This window comes from Bradyrhizobium sp. WSM1417, assembly GCF_000515415.1.
Classification (GTDB): Bacteria; Pseudomonadota; Alphaproteobacteria; order Rhizobiales; family Xanthobacteraceae; genus Bradyrhizobium.
Genome location: NZ_KI911783.1, coordinates 7,916,420 through 7,941,121 on the forward strand (window position 1 = coordinate 7,916,420; position 24,702 = coordinate 7,941,121).

General features: G+C 64.3%; 24 protein-coding genes. 11 read left to right on the forward strand and 13 right to left on the reverse strand.

Annotated features, from left to right (window positions below; genetic code table 11):
- The first annotated feature begins 3 nt into the window (after window positions 1-3).
- The 3 genes from BRA1417_RS0138800 (at window position 4) to arfB (ending at window position 3,290) form a co-directional block, all read left to right on the forward strand.
- Complete coding sequence (locus BRA1417_RS0138800; protein ID WP_198034908.1) at window positions 4-1,398, forward strand: pitrilysin family protein; 1,395 nt, start codon at window positions 4-6, stop codon at window positions 1,396-1,398.
- A complete protein-coding gene (locus BRA1417_RS0138805; RefSeq protein WP_027520398.1) occupies window positions 1,395-2,762 on the forward strand; it encodes a pitrilysin family protein in 1,368 nt (455 codons plus the stop codon). The genes BRA1417_RS0138800 and BRA1417_RS0138805 overlap by 4 nt, the downstream gene beginning before the upstream one ends.
- A 111-nt stretch (window positions 2,763-2,873) precedes the next feature.
- On the forward strand, window positions 2,874-3,290 hold the full coding sequence (gene arfB, locus BRA1417_RS0138810; RefSeq protein ID WP_027520399.1) for an alternative ribosome rescue aminoacyl-tRNA hydrolase ArfB: 417 nt from the start codon (window positions 2,874-2,876) through the stop codon (window positions 3,288-3,290).
- Window positions 3,291-3,352: 62 nt separating this feature from the next.
- Here arfB and BRA1417_RS45910 read toward each other — a convergent pair whose 3' ends face one another.
- Window positions 3,353-3,541, reverse strand: coding sequence for a hypothetical protein (locus BRA1417_RS45910; protein WP_245286336.1), 189 nt, complete (start codon window positions 3,539-3,541; stop codon window positions 3,353-3,355).
- A 424-nt stretch (window positions 3,542-3,965) separates the two neighbouring features.
- Between BRA1417_RS45910 and BRA1417_RS0138820 the strand changes: the two genes are divergently transcribed.
- The 4 genes from BRA1417_RS0138820 to BRA1417_RS0138835 are packed head-to-tail and all read left to right on the forward strand — an operon-like array spanning window position 3,966 to window position 6,938.
- Window positions 3,966-4,352, forward strand: a complete 387-nt coding sequence (locus BRA1417_RS0138820; protein WP_027520401.1) for a cytochrome c family protein — start codon at window positions 3,966-3,968, stop codon at window positions 4,350-4,352.
- Complete coding sequence (locus BRA1417_RS0138825) at window positions 4,353-4,748, forward strand: VOC family protein (protein WP_027520402.1); 396 nt, start codon at window positions 4,353-4,355, stop codon at window positions 4,746-4,748.
- A 43-nt stretch (window positions 4,749-4,791) separates the two neighbouring features.
- On the forward strand, window positions 4,792-5,340 hold the full coding sequence (locus BRA1417_RS0138830; protein ID WP_027520403.1) for a hypothetical protein: 549 nt from the start codon (window positions 4,792-4,794) through the stop codon (window positions 5,338-5,340).
- Window positions 5,341-5,369: 29 nt separating this feature from the next.
- On the forward strand, window positions 5,370-6,938 hold the full coding sequence (locus BRA1417_RS0138835) for a GMC family oxidoreductase (RefSeq protein ID WP_027520404.1): 1,569 nt from the start codon (window positions 5,370-5,372) through the stop codon (window positions 6,936-6,938).
- A 147-nt stretch (window positions 6,939-7,085) separates the two neighbouring features.
- Here BRA1417_RS0138835 and BRA1417_RS0138840 read toward each other — a convergent pair whose 3' ends face one another.
- The gene (locus BRA1417_RS0138840) at window positions 7,086-7,403 is read right to left on the reverse strand and encodes a ribbon-helix-helix domain-containing protein (RefSeq protein WP_027520405.1); all 318 of its coding nucleotides are present in this window, start codon (window positions 7,401-7,403) and stop codon (window positions 7,086-7,088) included.
- A gap of 234 nt (window positions 7,404-7,637) precedes the next feature.
- Here BRA1417_RS0138840 and mutL point away from each other — a divergent pair, with 234 nt between their 5' ends.
- Window positions 7,638-9,449, forward strand: a complete 1,812-nt coding sequence (mutL, locus tag BRA1417_RS0138845) for a DNA mismatch repair endonuclease MutL (protein ID WP_027520406.1) — start codon at window positions 7,638-7,640, stop codon at window positions 9,447-9,449.
- Between the two features lie 100 nt (window positions 9,450-9,549).
- On the opposite strand, the gene rsmD is transcribed toward mutL, so the two are convergent.
- Window positions 9,550-10,104, reverse strand: a complete 555-nt coding sequence (gene rsmD, locus BRA1417_RS0138850) for a 16S rRNA (guanine(966)-N(2))-methyltransferase RsmD (protein ID WP_027520407.1) — start codon at window positions 10,102-10,104, stop codon at window positions 9,550-9,552.
- A gap of 2 nt (window positions 10,105-10,106) precedes the next feature.
- Window positions 10,107-12,278, reverse strand: a complete 2,172-nt coding sequence (locus BRA1417_RS0138855; RefSeq protein WP_027520408.1) for a pseudouridine synthase — start codon at window positions 12,276-12,278, stop codon at window positions 10,107-10,109.
- 119 nt (window positions 12,279-12,397) lie between these two features.
- On the opposite strand from BRA1417_RS0138855, the gene BRA1417_RS0138860 reads away from it, so the two are divergent.
- Window positions 12,398-12,856, forward strand: coding sequence for a nucleoside deaminase (locus BRA1417_RS0138860; RefSeq protein WP_007596901.1), 459 nt, complete (start codon window positions 12,398-12,400; stop codon window positions 12,854-12,856).
- On the opposite strand, the gene BRA1417_RS0138865 is transcribed toward BRA1417_RS0138860, so the two are convergent.
- The 7 genes from BRA1417_RS0138865 to BRA1417_RS0138900 all read right to left on the reverse strand — a co-directional run bounded on the left by BRA1417_RS0138865 (window position 12,853) and on the right by BRA1417_RS0138900 (window position 21,182).
- Window positions 12,853-13,758, reverse strand: coding sequence for an alpha/beta fold hydrolase (locus BRA1417_RS0138865; RefSeq protein ID WP_027520410.1), 906 nt, complete (start codon window positions 13,756-13,758; stop codon window positions 12,853-12,855). The genes BRA1417_RS0138860 and BRA1417_RS0138865 overlap by 4 nt on opposite strands.
- A 186-nt stretch (window positions 13,759-13,944) precedes the next feature.
- A complete protein-coding gene (gene purD / locus BRA1417_RS0138870; RefSeq protein WP_027520411.1) occupies window positions 13,945-15,228 on the reverse strand; it encodes a phosphoribosylamine--glycine ligase in 1,284 nt (427 codons plus the stop codon).
- A gap of 413 nt (window positions 15,229-15,641) precedes the next feature.
- Window positions 15,642-16,652, reverse strand: coding sequence for a hypothetical protein (locus BRA1417_RS0138875; protein WP_027520412.1), 1,011 nt, complete (start codon window positions 16,650-16,652; stop codon window positions 15,642-15,644).
- A 117-nt stretch (window positions 16,653-16,769) separates the two neighbouring features.
- On the reverse strand, window positions 16,770-17,660 hold the full coding sequence (locus tag BRA1417_RS41585; protein ID WP_051448458.1) for a hypothetical protein: 891 nt from the start codon (window positions 17,658-17,660) through the stop codon (window positions 16,770-16,772).
- A gap of 1,320 nt (window positions 17,661-18,980) precedes the next feature.
- A complete protein-coding gene (locus BRA1417_RS0138890) occupies window positions 18,981-19,280 on the reverse strand; it encodes a transcriptional regulator (RefSeq protein ID WP_027520413.1) in 300 nt (99 codons plus the stop codon).
- Entirely contained in the window at window positions 19,280-19,834 is a 555-nt protein-coding gene (locus BRA1417_RS0138895) for a hypothetical protein (RefSeq protein WP_027520414.1), read from the reverse strand. The genes BRA1417_RS0138890 and BRA1417_RS0138895 overlap by 1 nt, the downstream gene beginning before the upstream one ends.
- A gap of 337 nt (window positions 19,835-20,171) precedes the next feature.
- Window positions 20,172-21,182: an alpha/beta hydrolase gene (locus BRA1417_RS0138900; RefSeq protein WP_027520415.1), complete on the reverse strand. Its 1,011-nt coding sequence runs from the start codon at window positions 21,180-21,182 to the stop codon at window positions 20,172-20,174.
- Window positions 21,183-21,319: 137 nt separating this feature from the next.
- Here BRA1417_RS0138900 and xseA point away from each other — a divergent pair, with 137 nt between their 5' ends.
- The gene (xseA, locus tag BRA1417_RS0138905; RefSeq protein ID WP_027520416.1) at window positions 21,320-22,942 is read left to right on the forward strand and encodes an exodeoxyribonuclease VII large subunit; all 1,623 of its coding nucleotides are present in this window, start codon (window positions 21,320-21,322) and stop codon (window positions 22,940-22,942) included.
- A 310-nt stretch (window positions 22,943-23,252) separates the two neighbouring features.
- Here the strand turns inward: xseA and BRA1417_RS44595 are convergent, their stop codons facing one another.
- Together BRA1417_RS44595 and BRA1417_RS0138915 are read right to left on the reverse strand one after the other, a co-directional pair.
- Window positions 23,253-23,426 (reverse strand): hypothetical protein, encoded by a 174-nt coding sequence (locus BRA1417_RS44595; protein ID WP_198034943.1) that lies wholly within the window; start codon window positions 23,424-23,426, stop codon window positions 23,253-23,255.
- Window positions 23,427-23,476: 50 nt separating this feature from the next.
- The gene (locus BRA1417_RS0138915) at window positions 23,477-24,298 is read right to left on the reverse strand and encodes a dienelactone hydrolase family protein (RefSeq protein WP_027520417.1); all 822 of its coding nucleotides are present in this window, start codon (window positions 24,296-24,298) and stop codon (window positions 23,477-23,479) included.
- A 175-nt stretch (window positions 24,299-24,473) separates the two neighbouring features.
- Here BRA1417_RS0138915 and BRA1417_RS0138920 point away from each other — a divergent pair, with 175 nt between their 5' ends.
- Window positions 24,474-24,701 (forward strand): DUF2093 domain-containing protein, encoded by a 228-nt coding sequence (locus BRA1417_RS0138920; protein ID WP_007596922.1) that lies wholly within the window; start codon window positions 24,474-24,476, stop codon window positions 24,699-24,701.
- The last annotated feature ends 1 nt before the right edge of the window (window position 24,702 follow it).

Below are 24,702 nucleotides of genomic sequence, written 5' to 3' on the forward strand. Positions count from 1 at the left end.
ATCATGATGTCCTCTTACCGATCGGCTGCCCGCCTCCTTGCCGCGCTGCTTTCGACGAGTGTCCTGACGGCCGGCGCATCCCTTGCGCAGACCACGGTGACATCGGCTCCGCCCGCCAGCTTCACGCTTGGAAACGGCATGCAGGTCGTGGTGATTCCCGACCACCGCACGCCCGTCGTCACGGAAATGATCTGGTACAAGGTCGGCTCGGCAGACGAGACGCCGGGCAAGTCCGGGCTCGCGCACTTCCTCGAGCACCTGATGTTCAAGGGCACATCGAAGCATCCGGTCGGCGAATTCTCCCAGACCGTGCTCCGCGTCGGCGGCAACGAGAACGCCTCGACCTCGGTCGACTACACCAACTATTACCAGCGGGTGCCGAAAGAGCAGCTGCCGAAGATGATGGAGTTCGAGGCCGACCGCATGACCGGCCTGATCCTCAAGGATGAGAACGTGCTGCCGGAGCGCGACGTCGTGCTCGAAGAGTACAACATGCGCGTCGCCAACAATCCGGACGCGCGGCTGAACGAGCAGATCATGGCCGCGCTCTATCTCAACCATCCCTACGGCCGGCCGGTGATCGGCTGGCATCAGGAGATCGAGAAGCTCCATCGCGAGGATGCGCTCGCCTTCTACCGCCGCTTCTATGCGCCGAACAACGCGACCCTGGTGATCGCCGGCGACGTCGAGCCCGCCGACATCCGCCCGCTGGTCGAGCGCAATTTCGGGTCCATCCCGGCCCAACCGGCGATCCCGGCGCGCCGCGTCCGCCCGCAGGAGCCGGAGCCCGCGGCGCCGCGCACCGTGACCCTGGCCGATCCGCGCGTCGAGCAACCCGGCCTGCGACGCTATTACCTGGTGCCCTCGGCGACCACGGCTGCGGCCGGCGAAAGCGCGGCCCTGGACGTGCTGGCACAGCTGATGGGCAGCGGCAGCAATTCCTATCTCTACCGTGCGCTCGTGGTCGACAAGCCGCTCGCGGTCTCCGCCAGCGCCAGCTATTCGAGCATCTCGCTCGACCCGACCCAGTTCGCAATCTCGGCTTCGCCCAAATCCGGCGTCACCTTCGCCGAGGTCGAGCAGGTGGTCGACGGCGTCATTGCCGATATCGCGCAGAATCCGATCCGCGCCGAGGATCTCGAGCGGGTCAAGACCCAGCTCATCGCCGAGGCGATCTACGCCCAGGACAATCAGGCGGTGCTGGCGCGCTGGTATGGCGGCGCACTGACCACAGGCCTGTCGATCGAGGACATCCGGAGCTGGCCAGATCGCATCCGCGCGGTCACCGCCGAGCAGGTCCGCACCGTCGCGCAGAAATGGCTCGAGAAGAAGCGCTCGGTGACGGGCTATCTGATCAAGGATACCGGCGCCGCCAAGCGCGAGGAGAAGCGTTCGTGACCTATCCCTTCCTTCGACGTGTCTCATTCTCCCTCGTCACCGGCGCGGCACTCGTGCTTGCTACCGTCTCGCCGTCGCAGGCGGCTGCAAAGATCCAGCATTTGACTTCGCCGGGCGGCATCGAGGCCTGGTTCGTACAGGATGCAACTGTGCCGCTGATCGCCATGGAATATTCCTTTGCCGGCGGCTCGGCCCAGGATCCCAAGGAAAAGTCGGGCGTCGCCAATCTGGTCGGCGATCTCCTCGACGAAGGTTCCGGCGACCTCGATTCCAAGACCTTCCATGAGCGGCTCGATCGCCGCGCCATCGAGCTCTCCTTCAGCGCCACCCGCGACACGTTCCGTGGCAGCCTGCGCATGCTGCGCGACAACAAGGACGAGGCCTTCGACCTGCTGCGGAGCGCGCTGACCTCGCCGCATTTCGAAACGGCCGATGTCGAACGCATTCGCTCGCAGGTGATCTCGGGCCTGCGCCGCGAGACCACCAACCCGACCTCGCTGGCGAGCCGCAAATTCCTGGAGGTTGCCTTCGGCGATCATCCCTATAGCCGGCAGTCCAACGGCAACCTCGACAGCGTTCCAACCATCACGGTTGCCGACATGAAGGATTATGTCGCCCGCGTGCTCGCCAAGGACACGCTCAAGATCGCAGTGGTTGGCGATGTCGATGCGGCCACGCTCGGCAAGCTGCTCGACCACACGTTTGGCAGCCTGCCCGCCAAGGCCAACCTCGTGCCGGTCCCCGACGTCGAGGCCGCCAAGCCGCCGCAACGCGCCTTCGTGACGCTCGACGTGCCCCAGACCGTGATCACCTTCGGCGGCCCCGGGGTGAAACGCAGCGATCCGAACTTCATGGCAGCCTATGTCGTCAACCACATCCTCGGCGGCGGCGGGTTGTCCTCGCGGCTCTATCGCGAGGTGCGCGAGAAGCGCGGGCTGGCCTATTCGGTGTTCGAATCGCTGCTCTGGATGGAGCATTCGGCGGTCTTCATTGGCAATACCGGCACCCGCGCCGACCGCGCCGGCGACACCATCGACGCGATCGACAAGGAAGTGCGCCGGATCGCCGAGGAAGGCCCGACGCAGAAGGAGCTCGACGAGGCCAAGTCCTACCTCAAGGGCTCGCAGATGCTGGCGCTCGACACCTCCTCGAAGCTCGCGCAGGCGCTGCTGCAATATCAGCAGGACAAGCTGCCGATCGACTATATCGAGAAGCGCAACGCCGTCGTCGATGCGGTCACCATGGACGACGCCAAGGCGGCCGCAAAGCGCCTCTGGGGCCAGGGCCTCCTGACCGTCGTCGTCGGCCGCGCTCCGCAGGCCGCGGCGCAACCGGCAGCCGCACCGGTGACGAAGTCGAACTGACGTTTTCCGTAGCTTCGTGAATGGCCGGCTCGCCCGGCCATTTGCATTTCGGGGCGCCATTGCCGAACTTGGGCGTCCGGGATATGTCCGGGCATCACGAATGGTGCGACCATGCTGCGGATATCCCGCGATCTCGTCATCGACGAGGACGACATCGAGATCGGCTTCGTCCGCGCCTCCGGCCCGGGCGGGCAGAACGTCAACAAGGTCGCGACCTCGGCGCAATTGCGCTTCGACACCCGGAAGCTGACGCTTCCGGAGGATGCCGCGCTGCGCCTCGCCCGGCTCGCAGGGCAGCGCATGACCAAGGACGGCGTCATCGTGATCCAGGCCCAACGCTTCCGCACCCAGGAGCGCAACCGCCAGGACGCCATCGACCGGCTTACGGAGATGCTCGGCGAAGCCATGATCCGGCCGAAGCCCCGGCGCGCGACAAAGCCGACCTTTGGCTCCAAGCAGCGCCGGCTCGAGGGCAAGAAGCGCCGCAGCGACATCAAGTCGAAGCGCGGGCGCGGATTCGACGACTAGCAGAGACTGCAAAAGAACTCCGGCCGCAGGGCGACCGGAGTTCTGCCGTTTCACTCCATTGGCTAGTAGCGCTTGCCCTTGGCTGCACCGCCTGTCGCGGACTCGTCGGCGGTCCCCTTGTGTGCAGCACTGCCCGTGGTGCCGACCGTGCTCCTGGTGCCATTCGTCGGCTTCATGCCCGTCGTCTCGCCCGCCGCGCCCGGCTGGGCGCTCATCTCCTCGTCGCCGCTGCCCATTGTGCTGCCTTGCATGGGTTTGCTTTGCACGGTGCCGCTAGGCCTCGCGCCAGACGATGTACCTTGCGCGAGAACCGGTGTCACAATGAGAGCCGAGACGGCGCATGCGATTGCGGAGGTCTTCACCAACTTCATCCATTTCTCCTGGATTTTCGCGATGATCGGTTCGCCGGCTTGATGCGCCGTCCGCCTGAGCCGAACCAGTCCATCGCGTTACGAGCACGAACGGCGCGACCGCAATGCAACCTGTCTCGTGTGGTGATCGTTTAGGGATTTGACGGCGGTTTCGCGGAATTGCCCTCCGCATATGCGGCAGCGCGGAACAACGCACCCCGTGCACCTCCGCACGCAGCGAAACAGCCCGCTACTACCACCGCGTGTTTTGCCGCGCCTAGAGTTTGCGCACGCTGAATTGACGTGGACGGGCGGACTTTTGACGATGCGCGCGATCGTGCTGGGATTGTGCACCGCGATGGTGCTGGTGGTGCGGGTGGCCGAGGCGCAGATGCCCTTGCCGGCCGCAAAGCCGCTGGATGGCGCAACACTGTTCAAGCAGCAATGCGCGGTGTGCCACACCACGAACCTGTCAGAACCGGTGCGGCAGGGTCCGCCGCTGGTCGGGATCGTCGGGCGGCCCGCCGGCAAGGTCGAAGGCTTTCACTATTCAGAGCCCCTCGCACAAGCAGCCTTCGTCTGGGACGAGACGAAGCTCGACGCCTGGCTGACCAATCCGCAAGCCGTGATTCCCGGCGTGGTCATGGTCTACCGGCAGGCGAAGCCGGAGACGCGCGCCGCCATCATCGCCTTTCTTAAGGAGCAGAACTGAATGGCGAAGCCGGTCCATTCCATGATCCGCGCACTCGACGAGGCGCGCTCGCTCGACTTCTACAAGCGGGCCTTTGGCCTGGAAGTCGCCGACCGTCTGAAGTTCGCAGACTTTGCCCTGATCTATCTGCGTCATCCCTCCTCGCCCTTCGAGTTGGAGCTGACGGTCAATTTCGATCGCAAGGAGCCGTATGCGCTCGGCGACGGTTACGGACATCTCGCCGTGGTGGTGGAGGATCTCGATGCCGAACACGCCCGTTTCGAGCGCGAGAAGCTCGCACCGGGCCCGCTGCGCGACTTCAAGCACGACGGCAAAACGCTGGCGCGCTTCTTCTTCGTGAGTGATCCCGACGGCTACAAGATCGAGGTGATCCAGCGCGGCGGACGTTTCAACTGATCGACCACAAAATTCAAATCACAAAAATCGAAGGAGGAATGCCATGAGGGAAGTCGACCGTCGAAGCAAGCACAGCCGCCGCGTCTTTCTCAAGGGCGCCGCGACCGCCGTCCCGGTCGTGGCAGTCGCGACCAGCGTCGCCGTCAGCATCGAGGGCGCATGGGCCGACGAGACAAGCGCGCTTTCGCCCGCGACGATGAAGACGCTGCTGAAGGTCGCGCGCGATATCTATCCGCACGACGTCCTCGGCGACAGCTACTACATCACCGCGATCAAGCCGTGGGACGGCAAGGCGGCGAAGGACGCGTCCGTCAAGTCGCTGATCAGCGACGGCATCACACGGCTCGATCAGAATGCGCGTGATCGCCACAAGGTGGCTTACGCTGAAGTGCCCTGGGAAGCAGACCGAGTGGTGCTCTTGAAGGAGATCGAGCAGAGCGACTTCTTCCAGAAGGTGCGCGGCGACCTCGTCGTCTCTCTCTACAACCAGAAAGAGGTCTGGCCACGGTTCGGCTACGAGGGCTCCTCCGCCGAACACGGCGGCTACATCAACCGCGGCTTCGCCGACATCGACTGGCTGCCGAAGGCTTAAGGCTCACCCAACGGTTCAGGAGAACGCATATGGCAAAATTCGATCTGAACGACTCCAGCGTTGTGGTGATCGTCGGCTCCGGTGCCGGCGGTGGCACGCTGGGCAACGAGCTCGCACAGAAGGGCGTCAAGGTCGTCATTCTCGAAGCAGGTCCCCGCATCGAAAATCAGGACTTCGTCAATGACGAGTGGGAGAGTTTCTCGCAGCTCGCCTGGACCGATGTGCGCACCACATCGGGATCATGGCGCGTCGCAAAAGACTTCTCGGGTCTTCCCGCCTGGATCGTCAAGGCGGTCGGCGGCTCGACCACACACTGGGCCGGCGCGTCGCTGCGGTTCGACGAGCACGAGTTCAAGGTGAAGAGCACCTACGGCAACATTCCCGGCGCCAACCTGCTGGACTGGCCGATCACGCTCGCGGAGATGGAGCCGTGGTACGCCAAGGCCGAGAACAAGATGGGCGTGACCCGCACCAACGGCATTCCCGGACTTCCCGGCAACAATAACTTCAGAGTGATGGAGGCCGGCGCAAAGAAGCTCGGCTACAAGACGGTGCACACCGGCAACATGGCGATCAACAGCCAGCCGCGCGACGGACGCGGCGCCTGTCAGCAGATCGGCTTCTGCTTTCAGGGCTGCAAATCAGGCGCGAAATGGTCGACGCTCTACACCGAGATCCCCAAGGGCGAGGCGACCGGCAATCTCGAGGTCCGCCCCGCAAGCATGGCGGTCAAGATCGAGCATGACGCGGGCGGCAAGGTCACCGGCGTGGTGTACGCCGACGAGACTGGCGCGATGCAGCGTCAGAAAGCCCGCATAGTTGCGGTGGCCGGCAATTCGATTGAAAGCCCGCGGCTGCTGTTGAACAGTGCATCCACGATGTTTCCGGACGGCCTCGGCAACTCAAGCGGTCAGGTCGGCCGCAATTACATGCGCCACATGACCGGCAGCGTCTATGCCGTGTTCGAGAAGTCGGTGCACATGTATCGCGGCACCACCATGGCCGGCATCATCCGCGACGAGGCCGCCAACAATCCGAAGCGCGGCTTCGTCGGCGGCTACGAGATGGAGACGCTGTCGCTCGGACTGCCCTTCATGGCGGCGTTCCTCAACCCCGGCGCTTGGGGACGTCCGTTCACCGCAGCGCTCGACGGCTATCCGCGGATGGCCGGCATGTGGCTGGTCGGCGAGGACATGGCGCAGGAAACCAACCGCATCACGCTCGATCCGACCGTGAAGGACAAGTTCGGCCAGCCGGTCGCAAGCGTGCACTTCGACGATCATCCCAACGATCTCGCGATGCGCGCTCACGCGTACAAGCAGGGTGCGGCGGTCTACGACGCGGTGGGCGCCACCGTGAGCTATCCGACACCGCCCTATCCGAGCACGCACAATCTCGGCACCAACCGGATGAGCGAGAAGCCGCGAGACGGCGTGGTCAACAAGTTCGGCCAGAGCCACGACGTCAAGAACCTGTTCGTCTCCGACGGCAGCCAGTTCACCAGCGGCGCAGCCTGCAATCCGACGCTGACCATCGTTTCGCTGGCGATCCGGCAGGCGGATTACATTGCAGGCGCGATGCAGAAGAAGGAGATTTGATCCAATCTCGTTCGTCGTCCTGGCGAAAGCCAGGACCCATTGCCCCGGGAAGCGGTTCGGCGAAGGCTCGTTGTTCGGGACTCATACCGCCCATCGCTGATGGATCCCGCGGTATGGGTCCTGGCCTTCGCCAGGACGACATCAGGGCTATTCCGCTGCATCGAGGATGGGCGCAACCATCGTCTTGAACGCCTGCACCGGCGCTGCCGTCTTGGAACGATAGATCAGGCAGGAGCAGCGCAGCAACGAGGCAAAATTGTTGACCTCGCCGTGATGGTCGAGCACCTCGTTGTAGAGCGTCGTCAGGAACTTGCCGACGCTCATGTTCTCCTTGGCCGCGATCTCCTCCAGCGTGTCCCAGAACGCCATTTCCAGACGGATCGAGGTGCAATGCCCACCGATCCGTAAGGAGCGGGTCTGGGATTCATAGTCGCGTTGGGGCTGATGCGCGAAGAGATGGCACATGGCGTCCTCCCGTCCTGTTGCCGTTTTTTCGCGATGCTACACCGCAGCCCGTTACCCCACAATCGGGACGGCAGCCGGAGATCGATCCCTCCCGGTTGCGCGATTTTCTCGAACGTCCAATCCCATCAATGCGATAGACAGCCCTTTTCCCCAGCCCGCCACGTTCCTGTTGCCCAACACATGCTTTTGACGCAACACGGCCTAGAATAGCGTCTCGAATCTGAAATCGAACTCATGCCCGTCCGCCAATTACCCGAACAGGTCGTCAACCGCATCGCCGCCGGCGAGGTGGTCGAGCGTCCCGCGAGCGTGGTCAAGGAGCTGGTCGAGAACGCCATCGATGCCGGCGCGAGCCGGATCGACGTCTTTACCGATGGCGGCGGGCGCCGGCGGATCGGCATCACCGACGACGGCGGCGGCATGACCGCCAGGGACCTGTCACTGGCAGTCGAGCGTCACGCCACCTCCAAACTCGACGACGAGGATTTGCTGCAGATCCGTACGCTCGGATTCCGCGGCGAGGCGCTGCCCTCGATCGGCTCTGTGGCGCGGCTTGCCATCACCACGCGGCATGCCGGCGAGCCGCACGCCTGGGCGCTCAACGTCGAGGGTGGTGATAAATCCGAGATCATGCCGGCGGCGCTGGCCCACGGCACGCGGGTCGAGGTCAATGACCTCTTCTACGCGACGCCGGCGCGGCTGAAGTTCTTGAAGACCGACCGGACCGAGGCGGAAGCGATCCGTGAGGTCGTGCGGCGCCTCGCGATGGCGCGGCCCGAAATCGCCTTCACGCTGGCGGGCGAAGAGCGCGCCCCGGTGACCTGGGCTGCGGCACTGCCCGGCGTCGCCGGTCGCCTCACGCGTCTCGGCGACATCCTGGGAGCAGAGTTCCGCAGCCATGCCCTTGAGGTCCATGCCGAGCGTGAGGGCGTGGTGGTCGCCGGCTATGCCGCAGCGCCGGCGCTGACCAAAGCCAACGCGCTCGGGCAATATCTCTTCGTCAATGGCCGCCCGGTGCGCGACAAGCTGATCCTAGGGGCAGTCCGCGGGGCCTATGCCGACTATCTGCCGCGCGACCGCCATCCGGTGCTGGCGCTGTTCGTGACGCTCGATCCGCGCGAGGTCGACGCCAACGTACATCCGGCCAAGACCGAGGTGCGGTTTCGCAACGCCGGCCTCGTCCGCGCGCTGATCGTGCACGGATTGAAGGAAGGGCTTGCACGGGAGGGCCGGCGTACAGCGGCCAACAGCGGCGAGAGCGCGCTGTCGTCGTTCCGCCCCGCATTTACGCCGCGCCCGGCAAGCTGGGACTGGCGGGCGTCGCCATCCGCCCCGGTCGCGCCGATGCCGTCATTCGACGGCTCCGCCGTGCCGGCATTTACCGAGCGCGCGCAGGCTGCGTTCGATGTCGGCGCACCCAGCGCGGACGTGCGGATCGAATCCCAGCCGGTCAGTGACCTGGTCGACCGCCCGCTCGGCGCTGCGCGCACGCAGATCCACGAGACCTATATCGTCTCGCAGACTCGCGACGGATTGATCATCGTCGACCAGCACGCCGCGCATGAACGCATCGTCTATGAACGGCTGAAGGCTTCGCTGGCGGAGAACGGCGTGCAGCGGCAGATCCTGCTGATCCCCGAGATCGTCGAGATGGACGAGGCCACGGTGGAGCGCCTGCTCGAGCGCAGCGAGGAGCTGGCATCGTTCGGCCTTGCGATCGAATCCTTCGGCCCCGGCGCTGTCGCGGTGCGCGAGACGCCGTCGCTGCTCGGCAAGACCAATGCGGGCGGGCTCTTGCGCGATCTTTCCGAGCACATGGCCGAGTGGGACGAGGCGCTGCCTCTGGAGCGCCGCCTGATGCACGTCGCCGCCACCATGGCCTGCCACGGCTCGGTGCGCGCCGGCCGCAGGCTGCGGCCGGAGGAGATGAACGCCCTGCTCCGCGAGATGGAGGAGACGCCGAACTCCGGCCAGTGCAATCACGGCCGCCCGACCTATGTCGAGCTGAAGCTGTCGGATGTCGAGAAGCTGTTCGGGCGGAGATAAACACCGGTGCCGTAGGGTGGGCAAAGGCGCAACGCGCCGTGCCCACCGTCTCTCCGCGATCCGATAAAAGTGGTGGGCACGCCCCACCCTACGCACCGAGCTAGGGCCGCTTCAAAAACACGAACTCCGTGTCGTCATAAGCGCGCCGCTCCAATTCCTCGAAGCCTTCCGGTGTGACGAACTGCGCAGCCTTCGCCTCTTCCACCACGAGCAGCGCACCCGGCGTCAGCCAGCCGCCGTCGCGCAAGCTCGCAAGCGCCTTCTCCGCAAACCCCTTGCCATAGGGCGGATCGAGGAACACCAGCGAGAACGGTTCGACCGGATGTGCAGGCCCGAGATCGGTCGCATCGCGACGGTAGACCTTTGTCACGCCACCCAGGCCCAGCGTCTCGACATTGTTCCGCAGCAGGGCGCGCGCTTCCGCGCCGTTGTCGACGAACAGCACGAATTTCGCGCCGCGTGACGACGCCTCGATGCCCAGCGCACCGGTGCCGGCAAAGAGATCGAGCACCCGCGCGTCCGCAATCGGATCGTCATAGGCGTGCACGAGGATGTTGAACACGGACTCACGCAGGCGGTCCGCCGTGGGGCGGATATCGCGCGAGGACGGTGAGGCCAGATTGCGCCCCTTCAATCGACCGCCGACGACGCGCAACGTCAGTCCTCCTTCGGCGCCAGATCGCGCTTGCCGTGATAGCCGCGCTTGGGACGGCGCGGCGGGCCGTAGCCGCTCGCCTCAGCCTCGTTGCGCTCGCGCGCTTCCTCGCTGCCGGTGCGTTGCACCAGCACGCGGCGGCCCTTGCGGTCGTTGATCACGCCACGCTTGGTCGCCGGCTTCTTCTCGCGCGGCGCGTCGTCTCCCTCATGCGAGGCAGATTTCTGCGGCACGTCGAACTGTGCGCCCGATTTCTCGATGATCTTTTCGCCGAGCTGGTCGCGCAGCACGCGGGACTTGATCTCCTCGACCTGGCCTTCCGGGACCTCGCCGAGCTGGAACGGGCCGTAGGAGACCCGGATCAGCCGGTTCACCTCGAGTCCGAGATGGGCGCAGACGTTGCGCACTTCGCGGTTCTTGCCCTCGCGGATCGCGAAAACCAGCCAGACATTGGCACCCTGGTCACGCTCCAGCGTGGCGTCGATCGGACCGTATTTGACGCCCTCGATCTCGATGCCGTTCTTCAGTTCGTCGAGCTGCGCCTGCGTGACGTCGCCATGGGCGCGGACGCGGTAGCGGCGCAGCCAGCCGGTGTCCGGCAGCTCGAGCGTGCGCGCGAGCCCGCCATCATTGGTGAGCAGCAGCAGGCCCTCGGTGTTGAAGTCGAGCCGGCCGATCGAGATCAGCCGCGGCAGGCCTTCGGGCAGATTGTCGAACACGGTCGGACGTCCCTCGGGATCGTCATGCGTCGTCATCAGGCCGCGCGGCTTGTGATAGAGGAACAGCCGCGTGCGCTCGCGCTCCGGCAGCGGCTTGCCGTCGATGGTGACGACATCGTTCGAGGTGATGTCGAGCGCAGGCGAATTGATCACCCGGCCGTTGACGCTGACGCGGCCCTGCGTGACCATCTCCTCGGCGTCGCGGCGCGAGGCGAGGCCCGCACGCGACAGTACCTTGGCGATACGCTCGCCGGCCTTCTTCGGCTTGACCTCTTCCTCGCGGCGCGGCCGCCGCTCGGAATCACGATCGCGCTCGCGATAGGCGCCGCGGCCGCCGAAGGCCGGACGCTTCTCGAAGATCCTGCTCTCGTCCTCGTTTTCGCGGCGTGGACGATCGCCGGAACGCGCTTCGCTGCGGGGATGCTCGTGCCAGTCGGAACGGCCCTCGGAGCGCTCGCGCGGACGATCGAATTTCGGGCGATCGCCGCCGCGATCGAACCTCGGACGATCATCGCGTGGACGATCGAACTTGGGACGATCGAATTTAGGACGATCGAACTTGGGGCGCTCGCGGAACGGACGGTCACCCGATGGACGATCGTCGCGCGAACGCGAAAAGCGCGGACGGTCGTCGCCGCCGCCTTGCCGATCATCGCGCTTCTGCCAGGGCTTGTCCTGACCGCGGTCGCCGCCGCCGAAATCCTTGCGCGGTCCCTTGCTGAAGTCCTTGCGCGGCGGCCGGTCACCGCGCGGAGCCGCATCGCGCTTCTGCCAGGGTTTCGAATCGCTGCGCTCGCTGCGATTGCGATCTGGTGCGCCGCGCGAAAACTTCCGCTCGCCGTCGAACTTGCGTTCCGGGCGGTCGCCACGCGGCGCGTAAGGTCGCTTGTCGCCAAACTTCGCGTCGCCGGTTCGGCCGGCCGGACGGGAATCGTCGCGATCCCTGCGCGGCGGACGGTCATCACGCCCATAGGACGGGCGATCACCGCGCGGCTTGAACGGCCGCTTGTCGCCATCGCGCGAGGGGCGATCAGAAAATGGGCGGTCGCCACGGGGCTTGAACGGGCGCTTCTCGCCGTCGCGCGACGGACGATCGGAAAACGGACGGTCCTCACGCGGCTTGAAGGGACGATCGCCACGCGGCTTGAAGCTGCGCTCGCCACGATCCTCGCCGCGCGGCCGATCTTCACGCGGCCGGTCTTGGCGGTTGAACTTCGGACGGTCGCTGAAGTCGCGGCGCGGGGCATCGCCCTCCTCGCGGCGGCGGAAGGGACGGCTGTCGCGGTCGCCGCGGGGCGGGCGAGCGTCGCCTTTGTCCCCGGGAGGGCCGCGCTTGGCGAACTTCTTGTCGGGTCCGCGTGGCTTGCCGGAGCGGCCCTTGGCGGGGCCGCCCTTGCCCGGGCCGCGATCACGCCGGCCGCGGGAATCGTTGTCTTTGTCGCTGTCGCGAGGCATGAATAATCTCACTCAGGGGGTGGCCAGAAAGCATTGTGCGCGCTCGTCTCGAGCCGCATGCTCAGGCAAAATCGGTAAGCACTTCTGCTGAAGGCGCAGCTACTAGCAGGTTTCTCGCGATGATACGAGGCTTGAAAGCCCCCTCTTTCATGGATTTGGCGCTCAAAACGGCCGAAAACGCCGGAAAGGCGGGCGAAGTTCCGATCGGGTGCGTCGTGGTCCGCAATTACGAGGTCATCGCCACCGCGGCGAACCGGACGCTGACCGACTACGACCCCACGGCGCATGCCGAGATCGTTGCGCTGCGCGAGGCGGCCAAAAAGATCGGCAGCGAGCGCCTGGTCGACTGCGACCTCTACGTGACGCTGGAGCCGTGCACCATGTGTGCGGGCGCGATCTCGTTTGCAAGGGTAAGGCGCCTCTATTACGGCGCCGCCGACCCCAAGGGCGGCGCGGTCGAATCCGGCGTGCGGTTCTTCACGTCGCCGACCTGCCATCACGTCCCGGATGTTTATTCCGGGGTCGGCGAAAGCGAGGCGGCGCGGCTGCTCAAGGACTTCTTTCGCGAGCGGCGCTAAGGCGCGGCAAAGAACTCGCGCAGCGCCTTTGCGGTGACGTCGGGGTTTTCCTCGGTGAGGAAGTGTCCGGAATCCACCGGCTGGCCTTCGACGTTGGTCGCCCATTGCTTCCAGATGTCGAGCGGGGTGGCGGCGGCTTGCGCGACGCCCGCATTGCCCCACAGCGCCAGCATCGGAATGGTGATCTTCTTGCCGGCCTCGAAATCGGCCTTGTCGAGATCGTAGTCGAAATAGGCGCCGGCGCGGTAATCCTCGCACATCGCATGCACGCGGGCGGGATCGCGGAACGGGGCGATGTAGTGTTCGAGCGCGCGCGCGTCGATGGCCTCTAACGTCTTCGACCTGGTCTGGCTCGCCATCTTGAAGCGCAGGAAGAACTCGCCATTGCTCGAAATCAGCGTTTCCGGCAATGGCGCGGGCTGCGCCAGAAACGTCCAGTGATAGATCTTCAGCGCATAGGCGCGGTTCATCCGCTCCCAGTAATTATAGGTCGGCAGGATATCGAGCACCGCAAGCTTCGACAGCCGGCCGGGATGATCGAGCGCCAGCCGATACGAGACGCGGCCGCCGCGGTCATGGCCGGCGAGCGCGAAGTGCACGTGGCCGAGGCGCTCCATCGCCTCGACCATGGCCTTGGCCATCGCGCGCTTGCTGTAGGGGATGTGCAGCGCGTCGCTCTCGGGCATGTCGGACCAGCCATAGCCGGGCAGATCGGCGATGATCAGCGTGAAGGCGTCGGCCAGTTGCGGCGCGACGCGGTGCCACATCACGTTGGTCTCGGAGAAGCCGTGCAGCAGCAACAGCGGCGGTCCCTTGCCGCCGATGCGGGCGAAGATGCGGCCGAAGGAGGTGTTGATCCATTCGGAGGCGAAGCCGGGATAGAGGTCGGCGAGATCGGACATCTTCTGCATCCTTATCTGTCAGCGCGGGATCTGTTCGGTCTTGAGAATGCCCCAAAACAAAAAGTCGAAAAACAACCCCATGCACAGTAGCTAAGTCCAACAGCCGCCTACACAATTTCGGAGTGCCGACGGCGCGGCCGCTCATTGCGCGCGGGTGCGAAAAAGGCCTGTCAGCTCTTGGCCTTGTCAGCTCTTGGCCTTCTCGGCGTCCACCGCCTGCCAGCCGATGTCGCGGCGGCAAAAACCTTCCGGCCAGTTGATGCGGTCGACGGCCTGATAGGCGCGGGCCTGCGCCTCCGTCACGGTCTTGCCGAGCGCGCAGACGTTGAGCACGCGGCCGCCATTGGCGAGGATGGCGCCGTCCTTCTCGACCGTGCCGGCGTGGAAGATCTCGGCGGTCTCGACCTTGGCGGCGGCGTCGAGCCCCTCGATCCGCGTGCCTTTCTGATAGTCGCCGGGATAGCCCTTCGCCGCCATCACCACCGTGAGTGCGGCCTCCGGATGCCAGCGGAGGTCAAAGTTCTTCAGCTGCCCGTCGCAGGCGGCGAGGAAGGCCGGCACGATGTCCGACATCATCCTGAGCATCAGCACCTGGCACTCGGGATCGCCGAAGCGCACGTTGAATTCGAACAGCTTTGGGCCCTGCGTCGTCAGCATGATCCCGGCGTAGAGGATGCCGCGGAACGGCGTGCCGCGCTGCTTCATGCCTGATACCGTCGGCAGGATGATCTTGGCCATGATCGCGTCATGGATCGCCGGCGTCACCAGCGGCGTCGGCGAATAGGCGCCCATTCCGCCGGTGTTCGGGCCGACGTCATGGTCGAACACGCGCTTGTGGTCCTGCGCGGACGCCAGCGGAATGGCGGTCTCGCCGTCGCACAGCGCGAAGAAGCTGATCTCGCGGCCCGGCAGAAACTCCTCGACCACGACCTCGGCGCCGGCCTCGCCAAAGCCGCCCTCGAACATCATGGCGATGGCGTCCTCCGCCTCGCGCACCGACTTGGCGACGACGACGCCCTTGCCGGCGGCAAGTCCGTCGGCCTTGACCACGATCGGCGCGCCCTGGCTCTGGACGTAGGCACGCGCATCGGCGGCATTGGTGAACCGCTTGTAGGCGCCGGTCGGAATGCCGAATTCGGTGCACAGCGCCTTGGTGAAGCCCTTCGAGCTTTCGAGCTGGGCGGGGATCTTGTCCGGCCCGAACGCCTTGATGCCGGCGGCGGTGAGGTCATCGACGATACCGGCCGCCAGCGGCGTCTCCGGGCCGACCACCACGAGCTCGACCGCATTCGTCTTGCAGAAGTCGATCACGGCGGCATGGTCGGCGACGTCCAGCGCCACGCATTCCGCCTCGCGCGCGATCCCGGCATTGCCCGGCGCGCACCAGAATTTGGTCACCAGGGGAGAGGCTGCGATCTTCCACGCCAGAGCATGTTCGCGGCCGCCAGAACCGAGCAGGAGAATGTGCATCGAGGGCTCGAAAAGTAGAGGTTTGTGCTGGCGGAGTCGCACGAATCGGGGTGGGTCTCAAGGGGGGATGGCCCCGAACTCGCCGTCATCCCGGCGTGGGCAGAGGCATCCCCTTGAAGTGTTCGGCCTAACGCGGCGCGCAGGCCGAAATCAATGCAGGAAGTTGGGGGCCTTTGAGCGACCGATTCGATCTTGGTCCGGAGCGCATAGTCTACATGGCGCGCGATTTCCGCCCAAAAGGTGCCTCGGAAGCTTGGCGGCCGCGGGCCTTTTATACCGAGGAAAGTCAGCCGAACGGCTGCCTTATTTGCTTGCGCGATGGGATCGTCACTGGGCGGCCGAAACACGAAGCGGTTCGGGGCGCCTTTGCGCCTGAGGGCCCGGTCCGGCGACGCCGAACGCGCCCAGACCTCTTAACCGATCCGCACTATTTGATCGCCGAATTGACACCCATAGTAAAAGCGCTGGGTCTTGTTCGATCTCTGCTCGATTGGCAGCTCAACGACGTCGATTGGCATGCCCGCGAACTGCTGGACATGGACCGCACAGAGATGAGCGATCAGCACTTCCGAGACAGACAGTAAGTCGTCGACCATCTTCTTCATCAACGGAGTGATCGTGGCCTTTTGCTTCTCTTCGCCAGGGCGAACGATCTCAACATAGGGTGGGTCGATCAGTGCGCTCGGTGTCATCTTGAAGTCGAACGTCTTGATATGCTTTTCTTCGGTCGGATGTTCGATCATATTGCGCATACCGAGAACGAACAGAAGAAACGGTCCCGCCTCTCTCATATACCGTGCAAACGATGAATCGTTTCCATAGCACTTACCTACAAGCGCAGTCAGGGAATCGATCCACTTGCTTCGAATTTCGCTGGCGTAAAAGAGCCTCGCTATCGCCTCAAGCGTATTCACGATGTGCCCCGCTTTTTGTGCGAACGCATCACATCGAGCGTCAAGATTTCCAATCGACGGCAGGGCCAACATGCCGGAGACCGGCCGCTGCGCCTCGTAAGCGGCACGAGCCTGCAACTCGACCGTTTCCAAGTCGAGGCGAATGGTTTCTATGGCCACGAAATCTTTCAGCAATTCAAGAGCCAGACACAATCCCTTCTCCTGCTCAAAGGAGGCAGGCAGCATCTTCTCGTCGAACAGCGTGTGCGCGGTAAGAAGCGTCCGCGAAACGATTGGATCGCTCGACCCGATCGCCAGTATTTTCTGTTGCGTATCAGGGATGGAAGCGTTGGTGCGTTGGGGATCGATCTGATCCGCAAGTTGAACGCCATAAATACCACGCTCTTTGACCATATAGAGCGTGTTGCCAATCGGAATCATATCGGTGATGGCGCTATCATCGCCATCGCTGCCGACGAGTCCTGATTTGGCGGAATTCCGCAACGCATCAATCGGCAGGCGATCGGTCATAACTCAATTCCCCTGACAAGGCTGGACGAGCAGCCATGGCGTAGACCGGTGCCGAAGCCGGTTGGCGGGAGCAAGGGCACACGGCCTCAATTCTCCCCTCCTAGTGACGGCCCCTTCTCAAATTTTGACCAATGCGCGCAAGCGTAATCGCTGCGACACTGGAGCCTGATCCGGTCCGCCCACTATTGTGCCCGTTGGAACGCTGTCCCTGTTCTTTACCACATCAGGTACCCCCGCTTTCTTAGCCACCAATCTCCACTTTCTGCGAAATTCGGTCGTGGACCAAGGTAAGCCGGTAACATCGTTGATGATAATTGGGCCGGACGTGGGGAGCGCCAAAATGTCGAGGCCAAGGGCCTTGAACTCCGCCAACACCATCGGAGCCTTCTTCAGATCGACTTCAATCGGGCGGCCGCTTGATCCTGTCGTGTGCCGCAAGATCAAACTTTTGTCGATGTCGGACCAACGTAGGCCACGGAGCCACTTCCGACCATCGATTTCAACGTCGGAGCTTCCCGGCTCCCCGACAGGGACCCACTCACCAATTACATCCTTTTGGCCAAGCCTCAATTCGAATTGAAACGCTTGAACGAGAGCTATCGAATACCAACCAAAGTGTTCGCGAGCCGTGCGACGGATAGCCTGGACATGCTCGGCAGTTAGTTGCACGAAGCGCGGTCCCTGAGTGCGAAACCGGCTCTGGCGAAGTATTTCCGCAAGTCGCCTGCACTCTGGATCTTCGAGCAGCGTAAAGCCAAACTTAAATAGAGCCCGAAGCCGCGCGATCATTTCATTCGCAGCGGCAGTCCGACCGCCAGAACCCGAAACTTTGTACCAGTAAAGCAGCGTTGGCGCCGTGATGCCTCGGACCTGATGGTGGCCGTACTTCTCACTTATCCGATCGAACGTGCGGCCCTGCTTGATGCGCACCTGATAGCGAAGTTTTTGGAAAGGCGAGTCCAAATCGCTTCGATAGGAAGCTATTAGTTGCTTGAGCGCTAGCGCCATTGTCCGTCACAGCCCCTCGGCGTGCGAGTACATCAACAGAAGGATCGTGATAATCACAACCGCCGCAGCTATGCCGACCACTCCGTCGGCACGGATAACTGCTCCGAGGAAGTGTATTTCGAGTCGTTGAAATTGGTCCACCACATTAGCTCCGTGCTACTTGGCTCAGACGATCCGAACCGATGTCGCCATTGGGTCAGCATCGGCACGTGGTGCCAAGATCATTCGGCGGTCAAAAAAGATCTTGAGTGATCGTAAGGCCTTAAGCAGGACGCAATGTCATCAGCGCTCTTGCAAAAAAACCGCTGATGTAGGTGACCGAAAACTACTATGCCGATAAGTATCTGAGTGAGCTGTCAAAACCTCGCGCGATAGCGCGAGAATATGACGGGAAGAGACTTTGGTAAGATCATCGCTGCGGAAAGTGGATGATCGTTCAAGTGGTTGGCCTGATCAGCGGTTTTTTCTCTTCCATCCGCGGCCGTCCAGACTTGTAGCGGGGTTGCTGCTTGCGCATTGGGAATGCGCTAGTTCGCGACCTAGACCCAATGCCTGGCGACTTCCCCCACGGGAGTAAAACGGCGTCACCGTGAGCACGGGTACCGAGAGGGTTTTTCTCGCGCGAAGCGCCGGATGAGGGGTTTCCATCCACACGCACAAATATTTGCAGAGACAGACCCCTCACCCGAGTGTGCCCGTGTCTGCCAACGGAGATGCCCTCTCCCACAAGGGGCGAGGGCACAGCAATCTGCACCTCGATCGCGAAGCCACGGATATGTCCGCAATGGACATTCGCGCCGGTTTGGCACTCCGATGCAAACTTCCGGTCTAGCCTCGTGAACCGACATGTACGGCACCAAGTCAACGGAAGCGATGGGCCAACTGGCGACATTGCGGCTTTGGCCTGATATTAAAGCGCCATGGTTCGCAATGTTCTTTTGTTGGGCACTGTTGTCGCATTCTTCGCGACAATGGTGTCCGCCGTCGTAGGAAGCTATTTCGGGATCCGTGCGGTTCTGAATATCGCTCCTGGCGGACCGCGCCGATGGACTGTAAGGGTCTGGCGGCTAAATGCTGTTCTTTTCCCCGACGAGCTTTCAGCCTCAGGGAAGCGTTACAGGTTGCGATATTTGAGGGCCTTGATCGTAACCTTGTGCTCAGGCGTAGCTTTGACTGCATTTGCCGTCGCGCTGTACAACACCAAGCCTTAACTCAGCGGATGCCGACCGAATGTCGCTTCAGGGTCACAAGCCGCCGATCGCGCTCGAGGTGGGAGACTTCCGCTTTGCGTTGGTAAGCCGACGTTTATGAGTACACGTCCTACCCCTGCTTCCCCGCAATAATCTCCTGCAACGTCGCCACATGCCGCGCGAACGCGCCGCGGCCCGCTGCAGTCGCAGTCACCGTGGTTTGCGGCTTCTTCCCCACGAACGCCTTCTCCACCGACACGTAGCCCGCCTTGGCCAGCGTCTCGATATGCGCGCCGAGATTGCCGTCAGTGGCGCCGGTGAGCTTTTTCAGCCGGGAGAATTCCAATCCAGCGGTACCCGGCAGCGCGTTCAGGGCCGCCATGATCTTCAGCCGCAGCGGCTGGTGGATGATGTCGTCGAGCTCGGCCATCAGATCCGCCGCATCCAGAGGCCGCCGAGGATCAGGCCTCCGCCATTGACGAAGGCCATCCAGAGCGGAAACGCCTCGCCGATGTAGAAATAACCGATCAGCGTCAGCGCGGAGATGCCGAGAGCGATGGCCATGAAGGCATAGCCGAACCACAGGCCCGCCAGCGAATAGAACAGCATGAAGTAGAGCGGCCAGAACGTGCCGAGCTGGCGCGGGCCGAAATGACCGAGCAAATTGGTGCAGAGATAACCGAAGGCAAAGAACAGCACGAACACCAGAAGCAGCCTAACATTGAAGGCGACGCCATGGGATTGATGCGGCGGATTGAAGATGCGCAGCGCCACCAGACCGCCGGCGCCCAGAGCATCCGCGGCAACCCAGGCGTAGACCGCATAGACCGGCCAAAGCCAGGTCACGAGATTGGCCGCGAACACCAGGATGCCCCACCAGACGGCAGCGTGGCTCGCCAGCTCGTAGAGCTGCGATTGCTTCACGCGCTGGACGATGTCGTCGACATCGGCCAGCGCCGCGGAAGCTTCCTTGCTGTCGATCATGTCGTCCCTTTCTGTCCCTGGGCTATCTCGTATGACGCTCGGTGACAGCTGAGCAAGCGCTTCGTCCTTCGAGACGTCAGGCGGACCAGGCGGCTTGCTCCCGCCTCTCCCGCTTGCGGGAGAGGCCGACGCGACCCGGGCGATGCGCCAGCATCGTCCCGCGCGCGGCGGGTGAGGGCTCTCTCCACTTGGGGATTTTTTCCGCAATTCTCGACGATCCCATTGCGGCGACAGCCCTCTCCCCAGCCCTCCCCCGCAAGCGGGGGAGGGAGCCTACCGCCGATGCCGCTCCATCGTTCGCTCTCATATGCGATTGCCCTGTCATCAACGGGGCGCATCATGACTGCCCTGCCCCGCGCGTCGCCACATCGTCGGCGATGACCGAGATCGCCTTCGGGTTGGTGACGATGCCCATGTGGTTGATGCCGTCGATGATCTTGACGTCGACCGACGGTTTGATGGCCTGCACGACTTCCGCATATTTATCCGAGATCATCATCTCGTCCTCGGCGCCGCCGAAGATCGTGACCGGGCGTGTCGTCGCCGGAAGATCGACGCGATAGCCGCGCGTCGCGAAATTGCGCATCAGGCGCTCGGAATAGGTGGAGACGAGGTACTTTGCCGAAGTCGCGGGAACGGCGAGCGCGAGCACCGGAAGCTGCGAACAGCAGTCGATGCCGAGCTTGCGCAATGCGGCGAGCGCGAAGAGGCGCGGCAGGTCGGCATTGGCCCAGCCGCCGGAATGCGGCTTGTTGGTCGGCGCGTCATAGCCGAGATAGGGCGCGAGCAGCACGGTGCGCACGAACATGTCCTGCATGATCGGTGTCGCGGCGACGCGCAGCGAGAAGCCGGCGCCGGCGGAATGGCCGACGAGGGTGAGCGGCAGCTCCGGCGCGGTCTTGCGCACCTCGGCGACGAAATCGACGAGGTCGTCCTCGAGCTGGCCGACATAGCCAATGTCGCCGCGGGTGCCGGAGCCGCCATGGCCGCGAATGTCGAGCGCCCAGGTCTCCACGCCGCGCGAGGCGATCGCATGGGTCAGGGCATGATTGACGGTGCCGCTGGAGCCGGACGAGCCGTGGATGAAGATCGCGCCGCGGCCCGTCGCAGCGCCGCTGGCAGCGTAGTGGCGAAAGCCGATCCAGGTGCCGTCGCGGGCCTGGAAGCGCTCGAGCGGAGGCAGCGTGGACCAATCGATGCCCTTGGCGGAGTCGGAGACCGATCGCATCTCCGGCGGCCGCTCCAGCGGCGTTGCGATCATGGCAGCCAGGATCAGCGCCACGCCGCCGACCGCACACAGGGCCCATTTGAGTCCGCTCAAAACACCGCGCAGCAGTCGAATTGCCATGATCCACTCCCCTCAAACCGATCAACTATAGAGAACTCTATATTACAGAGTACTCTCCTGATCAATACCCGGATTGGCGCGGCGCTGCAAAAATCCTTAACGTCGGGTCTGATCCCCACATGCCGAATCGTTTGCCGATGCCTTCAGCGGAACCCCTGCTCAACACTCCCGAATTCACCGTTTCCGAGCTCTCGCAGTCCCTGAAGCGGACGGTCGAGGACACCTACGGCCATGTCCGGGTCCGCGGCGAGATCTCCGGCTTCCGCGGGGCTCATTCCTCCGGCCATTGCTATTTCGCGCTCAAGGACGAGAGCGCCAAGATCGAGGCGGTGATCTGGAAGGGCGTGCACGGCCGGATGCGCTTCAAGCCCCAGGAGGGGCTCGAGGTCATCGCCACCGGCAAGCTCACGACCTATCCGGGCTCCTCGAAATACCAGATTGTGATCGAGGCGCTGGAGCCGGCCGGCATCGGCGCGCTGATGGCGCTGATGGAGGAGCGCAAGCGGAAGCTCGCCGCCGAAGGCCTGTTCGACGAGGCGCGCAAGCAGCTTCTGCCGTGGCTGCCGGAGGTGATCGGCGTGGTGACCTCGCCGACCGGCGCCGTGATCCGCGACATCCTGCATCGGCTGGAGGATCGCTTTCCCCGCCACGTGCTGGTGTGGCCGGTGAAAGTTCAGGGCGAAGGCTCGGCCGAGCAGGTCGCGGCTGCGATCCGCGGCTTCAATGCGATTGCCGCGGGCGGCAAGATTCCGCGCCCCGACGTGCTGATCGTCGCGCGCGGCGGCGGCTCGCTGGAGGATCTGTGGTCGTTCAACGAGGAGATCGTGGTCCGCGCCGCGGCCGAGAGCATGATCCCGCTGATCTCGGCCGTGGGGCATGAGACCGACATCACGCTGATCGATTTCGTCGCCGACAAGCGCGCGCCGACGCCGACGGCGGCGGCCGAGATGGCCGTGCCGGTGCGCAGTGATCTCTTTGTCGAGGTCGGCGATCTCGGGCGACGCACCCGGTCCTGCTGGCAACGCGGCCAGGAGAGCCGTCGCAGCGAGCTGCGTGCGGCCGCGCGCGCGCTGCCGGCGGCAGGCGATCTGCTGGCGATCCCGCGGCAGCGGCTGGATTCAGCGGGTGCGTCCCTGCCCCGCTGCCTCAAGGCCAACACGCATGCGCATTTCCGCCGGTTCACCGCGGCCAGCGCCAAGCTGACGCTGCGGGTGCTGCACGGCCAGATCTCGCAGGCCGATCATCGCCTCACGGTGTGCGGCGAGCGGCTCGGGCTGTCCACGCGCTCGTTGCTGCGGCGGCGGCGTGATCGTTTCGCCGGGCTCGAGGTGCGCTTGCGTGCCTCCAAGCTTTCCAATGCGCAGGCGCAGCGCAACGCGCTTGCGCGACAGCGCGAACGCACGCATCGCCTTGCCGAGCGCGCGGGCCGCGCGCTGGTGACGCTGTTGCAGCGGCTCGATGCCCGCGTCGAGAACAGCGGCAAGCTGCTTTCCGCGCTGTCCTATCGCGGCGTACTTGCGCGCGGCTTTGCGCTGGTGCGCGACGAAGCCGGCCATCCCCTGCATGCGGCGGACGCGATCGGGCCCGGTGCAAGGGTTGAGATCGAGTTTGCGGATGGCCGCGTGGGCGCGACCGCGGATGCGGATCGGCCCGCGGCTGCAGCGAAGCGCGCGCCGTCGCAAGCGAAGGCGGCGGCGCAAGAGGCGAAGCCCGCGCCGAAGCGCGTGGGCAAGCCGGTGGATCAGGGGAATTTGTTTTAGGCGGGAGGGCGGCGTTCCACCCTCGGTGTCGTCCCGGCCTAGTGCGCAATTGCGCACGGGGGCCGGGACCCATAACCACAGGGAGCGGTTTGGCGAAGACTGCTCGTTCGGTACTCCCACCGCTCGCAACAGACAGATCACGCGGTATGGGTCCCGGCCCCCCGTGCGCAATTGCGCACTAGGCCGGGACGACGGTGGAGAGGCCCCAACCTCGTCATTGCGAGCGCAGCGAAGCAATCCAGAATCTTTCCGCGGCGGGACCCTGGATTGCTTCGCTGCGCTCGCAATGACGGCGTGGCAGCAGTCCGCCCTACCGGCAGGACAAGCCCGCGTCGATCGTGGTCCAGAAGCCGCAATGTTCCGGCGCGCCGGCATGGGCTTCGAAGAGATGGGCTTCAAACAGGAAGACCGCGACGGTGAAGACGATCAGGGCGGAGGAGAACAGGACGAAGCGGTTGCGCATGGGATTGCGTTTAATCGACATCGTGGTCGAATGATGGCGTCGTCACGGGCTTCCGGGCTACAAGACCCCCTTTACCGCGCCAGCCACTCCGCGACTTCCTTCTGCGACTCCGCGCGCGCTGCCGCATCGGTGCCGAGATGGCCGTGCTCGGGCGCGGCGGCATCAAGGCTGCCGGCCGCCTGCAGCGGCGTGTTGGCGCGGTCGAAATCGTGATAGGCGCCGGGATAGACCACGATGCGCGCGAGCGCGCTGCGGCCATGCGCACCATCGACCATCTGGCGGCAGGCCGGCGGCGACGAGACGTCGTCATTGCCGCCGATCAGCACCAGCGTCGGCACCCGTGTGCTCCAGCCGAGGCCAGCGGAAATCCTGCAGTCCGGATAGAACGCGATCGCGGCGCGGAAATCCGGGCCGACCTCGCGCGCAAGGCTCTGCGGACGCACGGCCCAGAGCAGCGCGCTGGCGCCGTTCGCCCAGCCCATCAGGCTGACGCGGTCCCGCGCAACCCAACTCTGCCGCATCAACCAGGCGCGCGACGCCGCGATGTCGGTGACGCGTTCGCGCCGCGCCTTGACGTGGATGTCCTTGACGCGGCATTGCGGCCCGAGCTCGCGCGAGCCGTAGCTGTCAGGGAGCAGGACGGCATTGCCGGACTTGAGCAGCCGCTCGGCCCAGTCGCGATAGCGCGGCAGGACGGAATCGGAATGGCCACCGAGGCCGCCGCAGCCGTGCAGCGCGATCACGGTCGGAAACGGTCCCGCGCCCTCGGGCTTGTAGAGCTGCGCATGCAGCACGCCGGACGAAAGCGGTATCTCGACCGGCTGCGGCGCCGGCGAGCCTTGCGCGGCCGAGATCAGGAACGTCAGGAACAGGGCGGTGAACGGAAGGCGCATCGAACTTTGCCGTTGGATCCTTCGCTCAAGCACTATCATGCGGAAACGGCGCCAAAACATCACAAACCGGTGGGTTTACCGGGCGGACAAGCCACCCTATCTATGCTACATCCCGTCCAACACATCGTGCCCTCCCATGTGATCCCGGAGCGGCCTTCCACGGAGACTTTCGACCGTGCTGAACAAGTTCGGCCCCTCGGGCCATGGCGAAGCGCAGGTGCAGTATCTCGACGGCGATTTCCGCGTGATCTCGCCGGGGACTTTCGTGCGCTGCGCGATCACCGATACGCGCATCCCGCTCGACGAGTTGAAATACTGGAGCGTGGATTTGCAGGAAGCCTACGCCACACCCGCCGCCGTGCTCGAACGGCATTACCCGGGCGCGCCCAAGCCGCAAGCGTGAG

Excerpts from the sequence above, each read along its gene's own strand:
- BRA1417_RS0138800 (WP_198034908.1), top strand. The coding sequence starts at position 4 with ATGATGTCCTCTTACCGATCGGCTGCCCGCCTCCTTGCCGCGCTGCTT.
- arfB (WP_027520399.1), top strand. The coding sequence starts at position 2,874 with ATGCTGCGGATATCCCGCGATCTCGTCATCGACGAGGACGACATCGAG.
- BRA1417_RS45910 (WP_245286336.1), bottom strand. The coding sequence starts at position 3,541 with ATGCAAGGCAGCACAATGGGCAGCGGCGACGAGGAGATGAGCGCCCAG.
- BRA1417_RS0138820 (WP_027520401.1), top strand. The coding sequence starts at position 3,966 with ATGCGCGCGATCGTGCTGGGATTGTGCACCGCGATGGTGCTGGTGGTG.
- BRA1417_RS0138825 (WP_027520402.1), top strand. The coding sequence starts at position 4,353 with ATGGCGAAGCCGGTCCATTCCATGATCCGCGCACTCGACGAGGCGCGC.
- BRA1417_RS0138830 (WP_027520403.1), top strand. The coding sequence starts at position 4,792 with ATGAGGGAAGTCGACCGTCGAAGCAAGCACAGCCGCCGCGTCTTTCTC.
- BRA1417_RS0138835 (WP_027520404.1), top strand. The coding sequence starts at position 5,370 with ATGGCAAAATTCGATCTGAACGACTCCAGCGTTGTGGTGATCGTCGGC.
- BRA1417_RS0138840 (WP_027520405.1), bottom strand. The coding sequence starts at position 7,403 with ATGTGCCATCTCTTCGCGCATCAGCCCCAACGCGACTATGAATCCCAG.
- mutL (WP_027520406.1), top strand. The coding sequence starts at position 7,638 with ATGCCCGTCCGCCAATTACCCGAACAGGTCGTCAACCGCATCGCCGCC.
- BRA1417_RS0138855 (WP_027520408.1), bottom strand. The coding sequence starts at position 12,278 with ATGCCTCGCGACAGCGACAAAGACAACGATTCCCGCGGCCGGCGTGAT.
- BRA1417_RS0138860 (WP_007596901.1), top strand. The coding sequence starts at position 12,398 with ATGATACGAGGCTTGAAAGCCCCCTCTTTCATGGATTTGGCGCTCAAA.
- BRA1417_RS0138865 (WP_027520410.1), bottom strand. The coding sequence starts at position 13,758 with ATGTCCGATCTCGCCGACCTCTATCCCGGCTTCGCCTCCGAATGGATC.
- purD (WP_027520411.1), bottom strand. The coding sequence starts at position 15,228 with ATGCACATTCTCCTGCTCGGTTCTGGCGGCCGCGAACATGCTCTGGCG.
- BRA1417_RS0138875 (WP_027520412.1), bottom strand. The coding sequence starts at position 16,652 with ATGACCGATCGCCTGCCGATTGATGCGTTGCGGAATTCCGCCAAATCA.
- BRA1417_RS41585 (WP_051448458.1), bottom strand. The coding sequence starts at position 17,660 with ATGGCGCTAGCGCTCAAGCAACTAATAGCTTCCTATCGAAGCGATTTG.
- BRA1417_RS0138890 (WP_027520413.1), bottom strand. The coding sequence starts at position 19,280 with ATGGCCGAGCTCGACGACATCATCCACCAGCCGCTGCGGCTGAAGATC.
- BRA1417_RS0138895 (WP_027520414.1), bottom strand. The coding sequence starts at position 19,834 with ATGATCGACAGCAAGGAAGCTTCCGCGGCGCTGGCCGATGTCGACGAC.
- BRA1417_RS0138900 (WP_027520415.1), bottom strand. The coding sequence starts at position 21,182 with ATGGCAATTCGACTGCTGCGCGGTGTTTTGAGCGGACTCAAATGGGCC.
- xseA (WP_027520416.1), top strand. The coding sequence starts at position 21,320 with ATGCCTTCAGCGGAACCCCTGCTCAACACTCCCGAATTCACCGTTTCC.
- BRA1417_RS44595 (WP_198034943.1), bottom strand. The coding sequence starts at position 23,426 with ATGTCGATTAAACGCAATCCCATGCGCAACCGCTTCGTCCTGTTCTCC.
- BRA1417_RS0138915 (WP_027520417.1), bottom strand. The coding sequence starts at position 24,298 with ATGCGCCTTCCGTTCACCGCCCTGTTCCTGACGTTCCTGATCTCGGCC.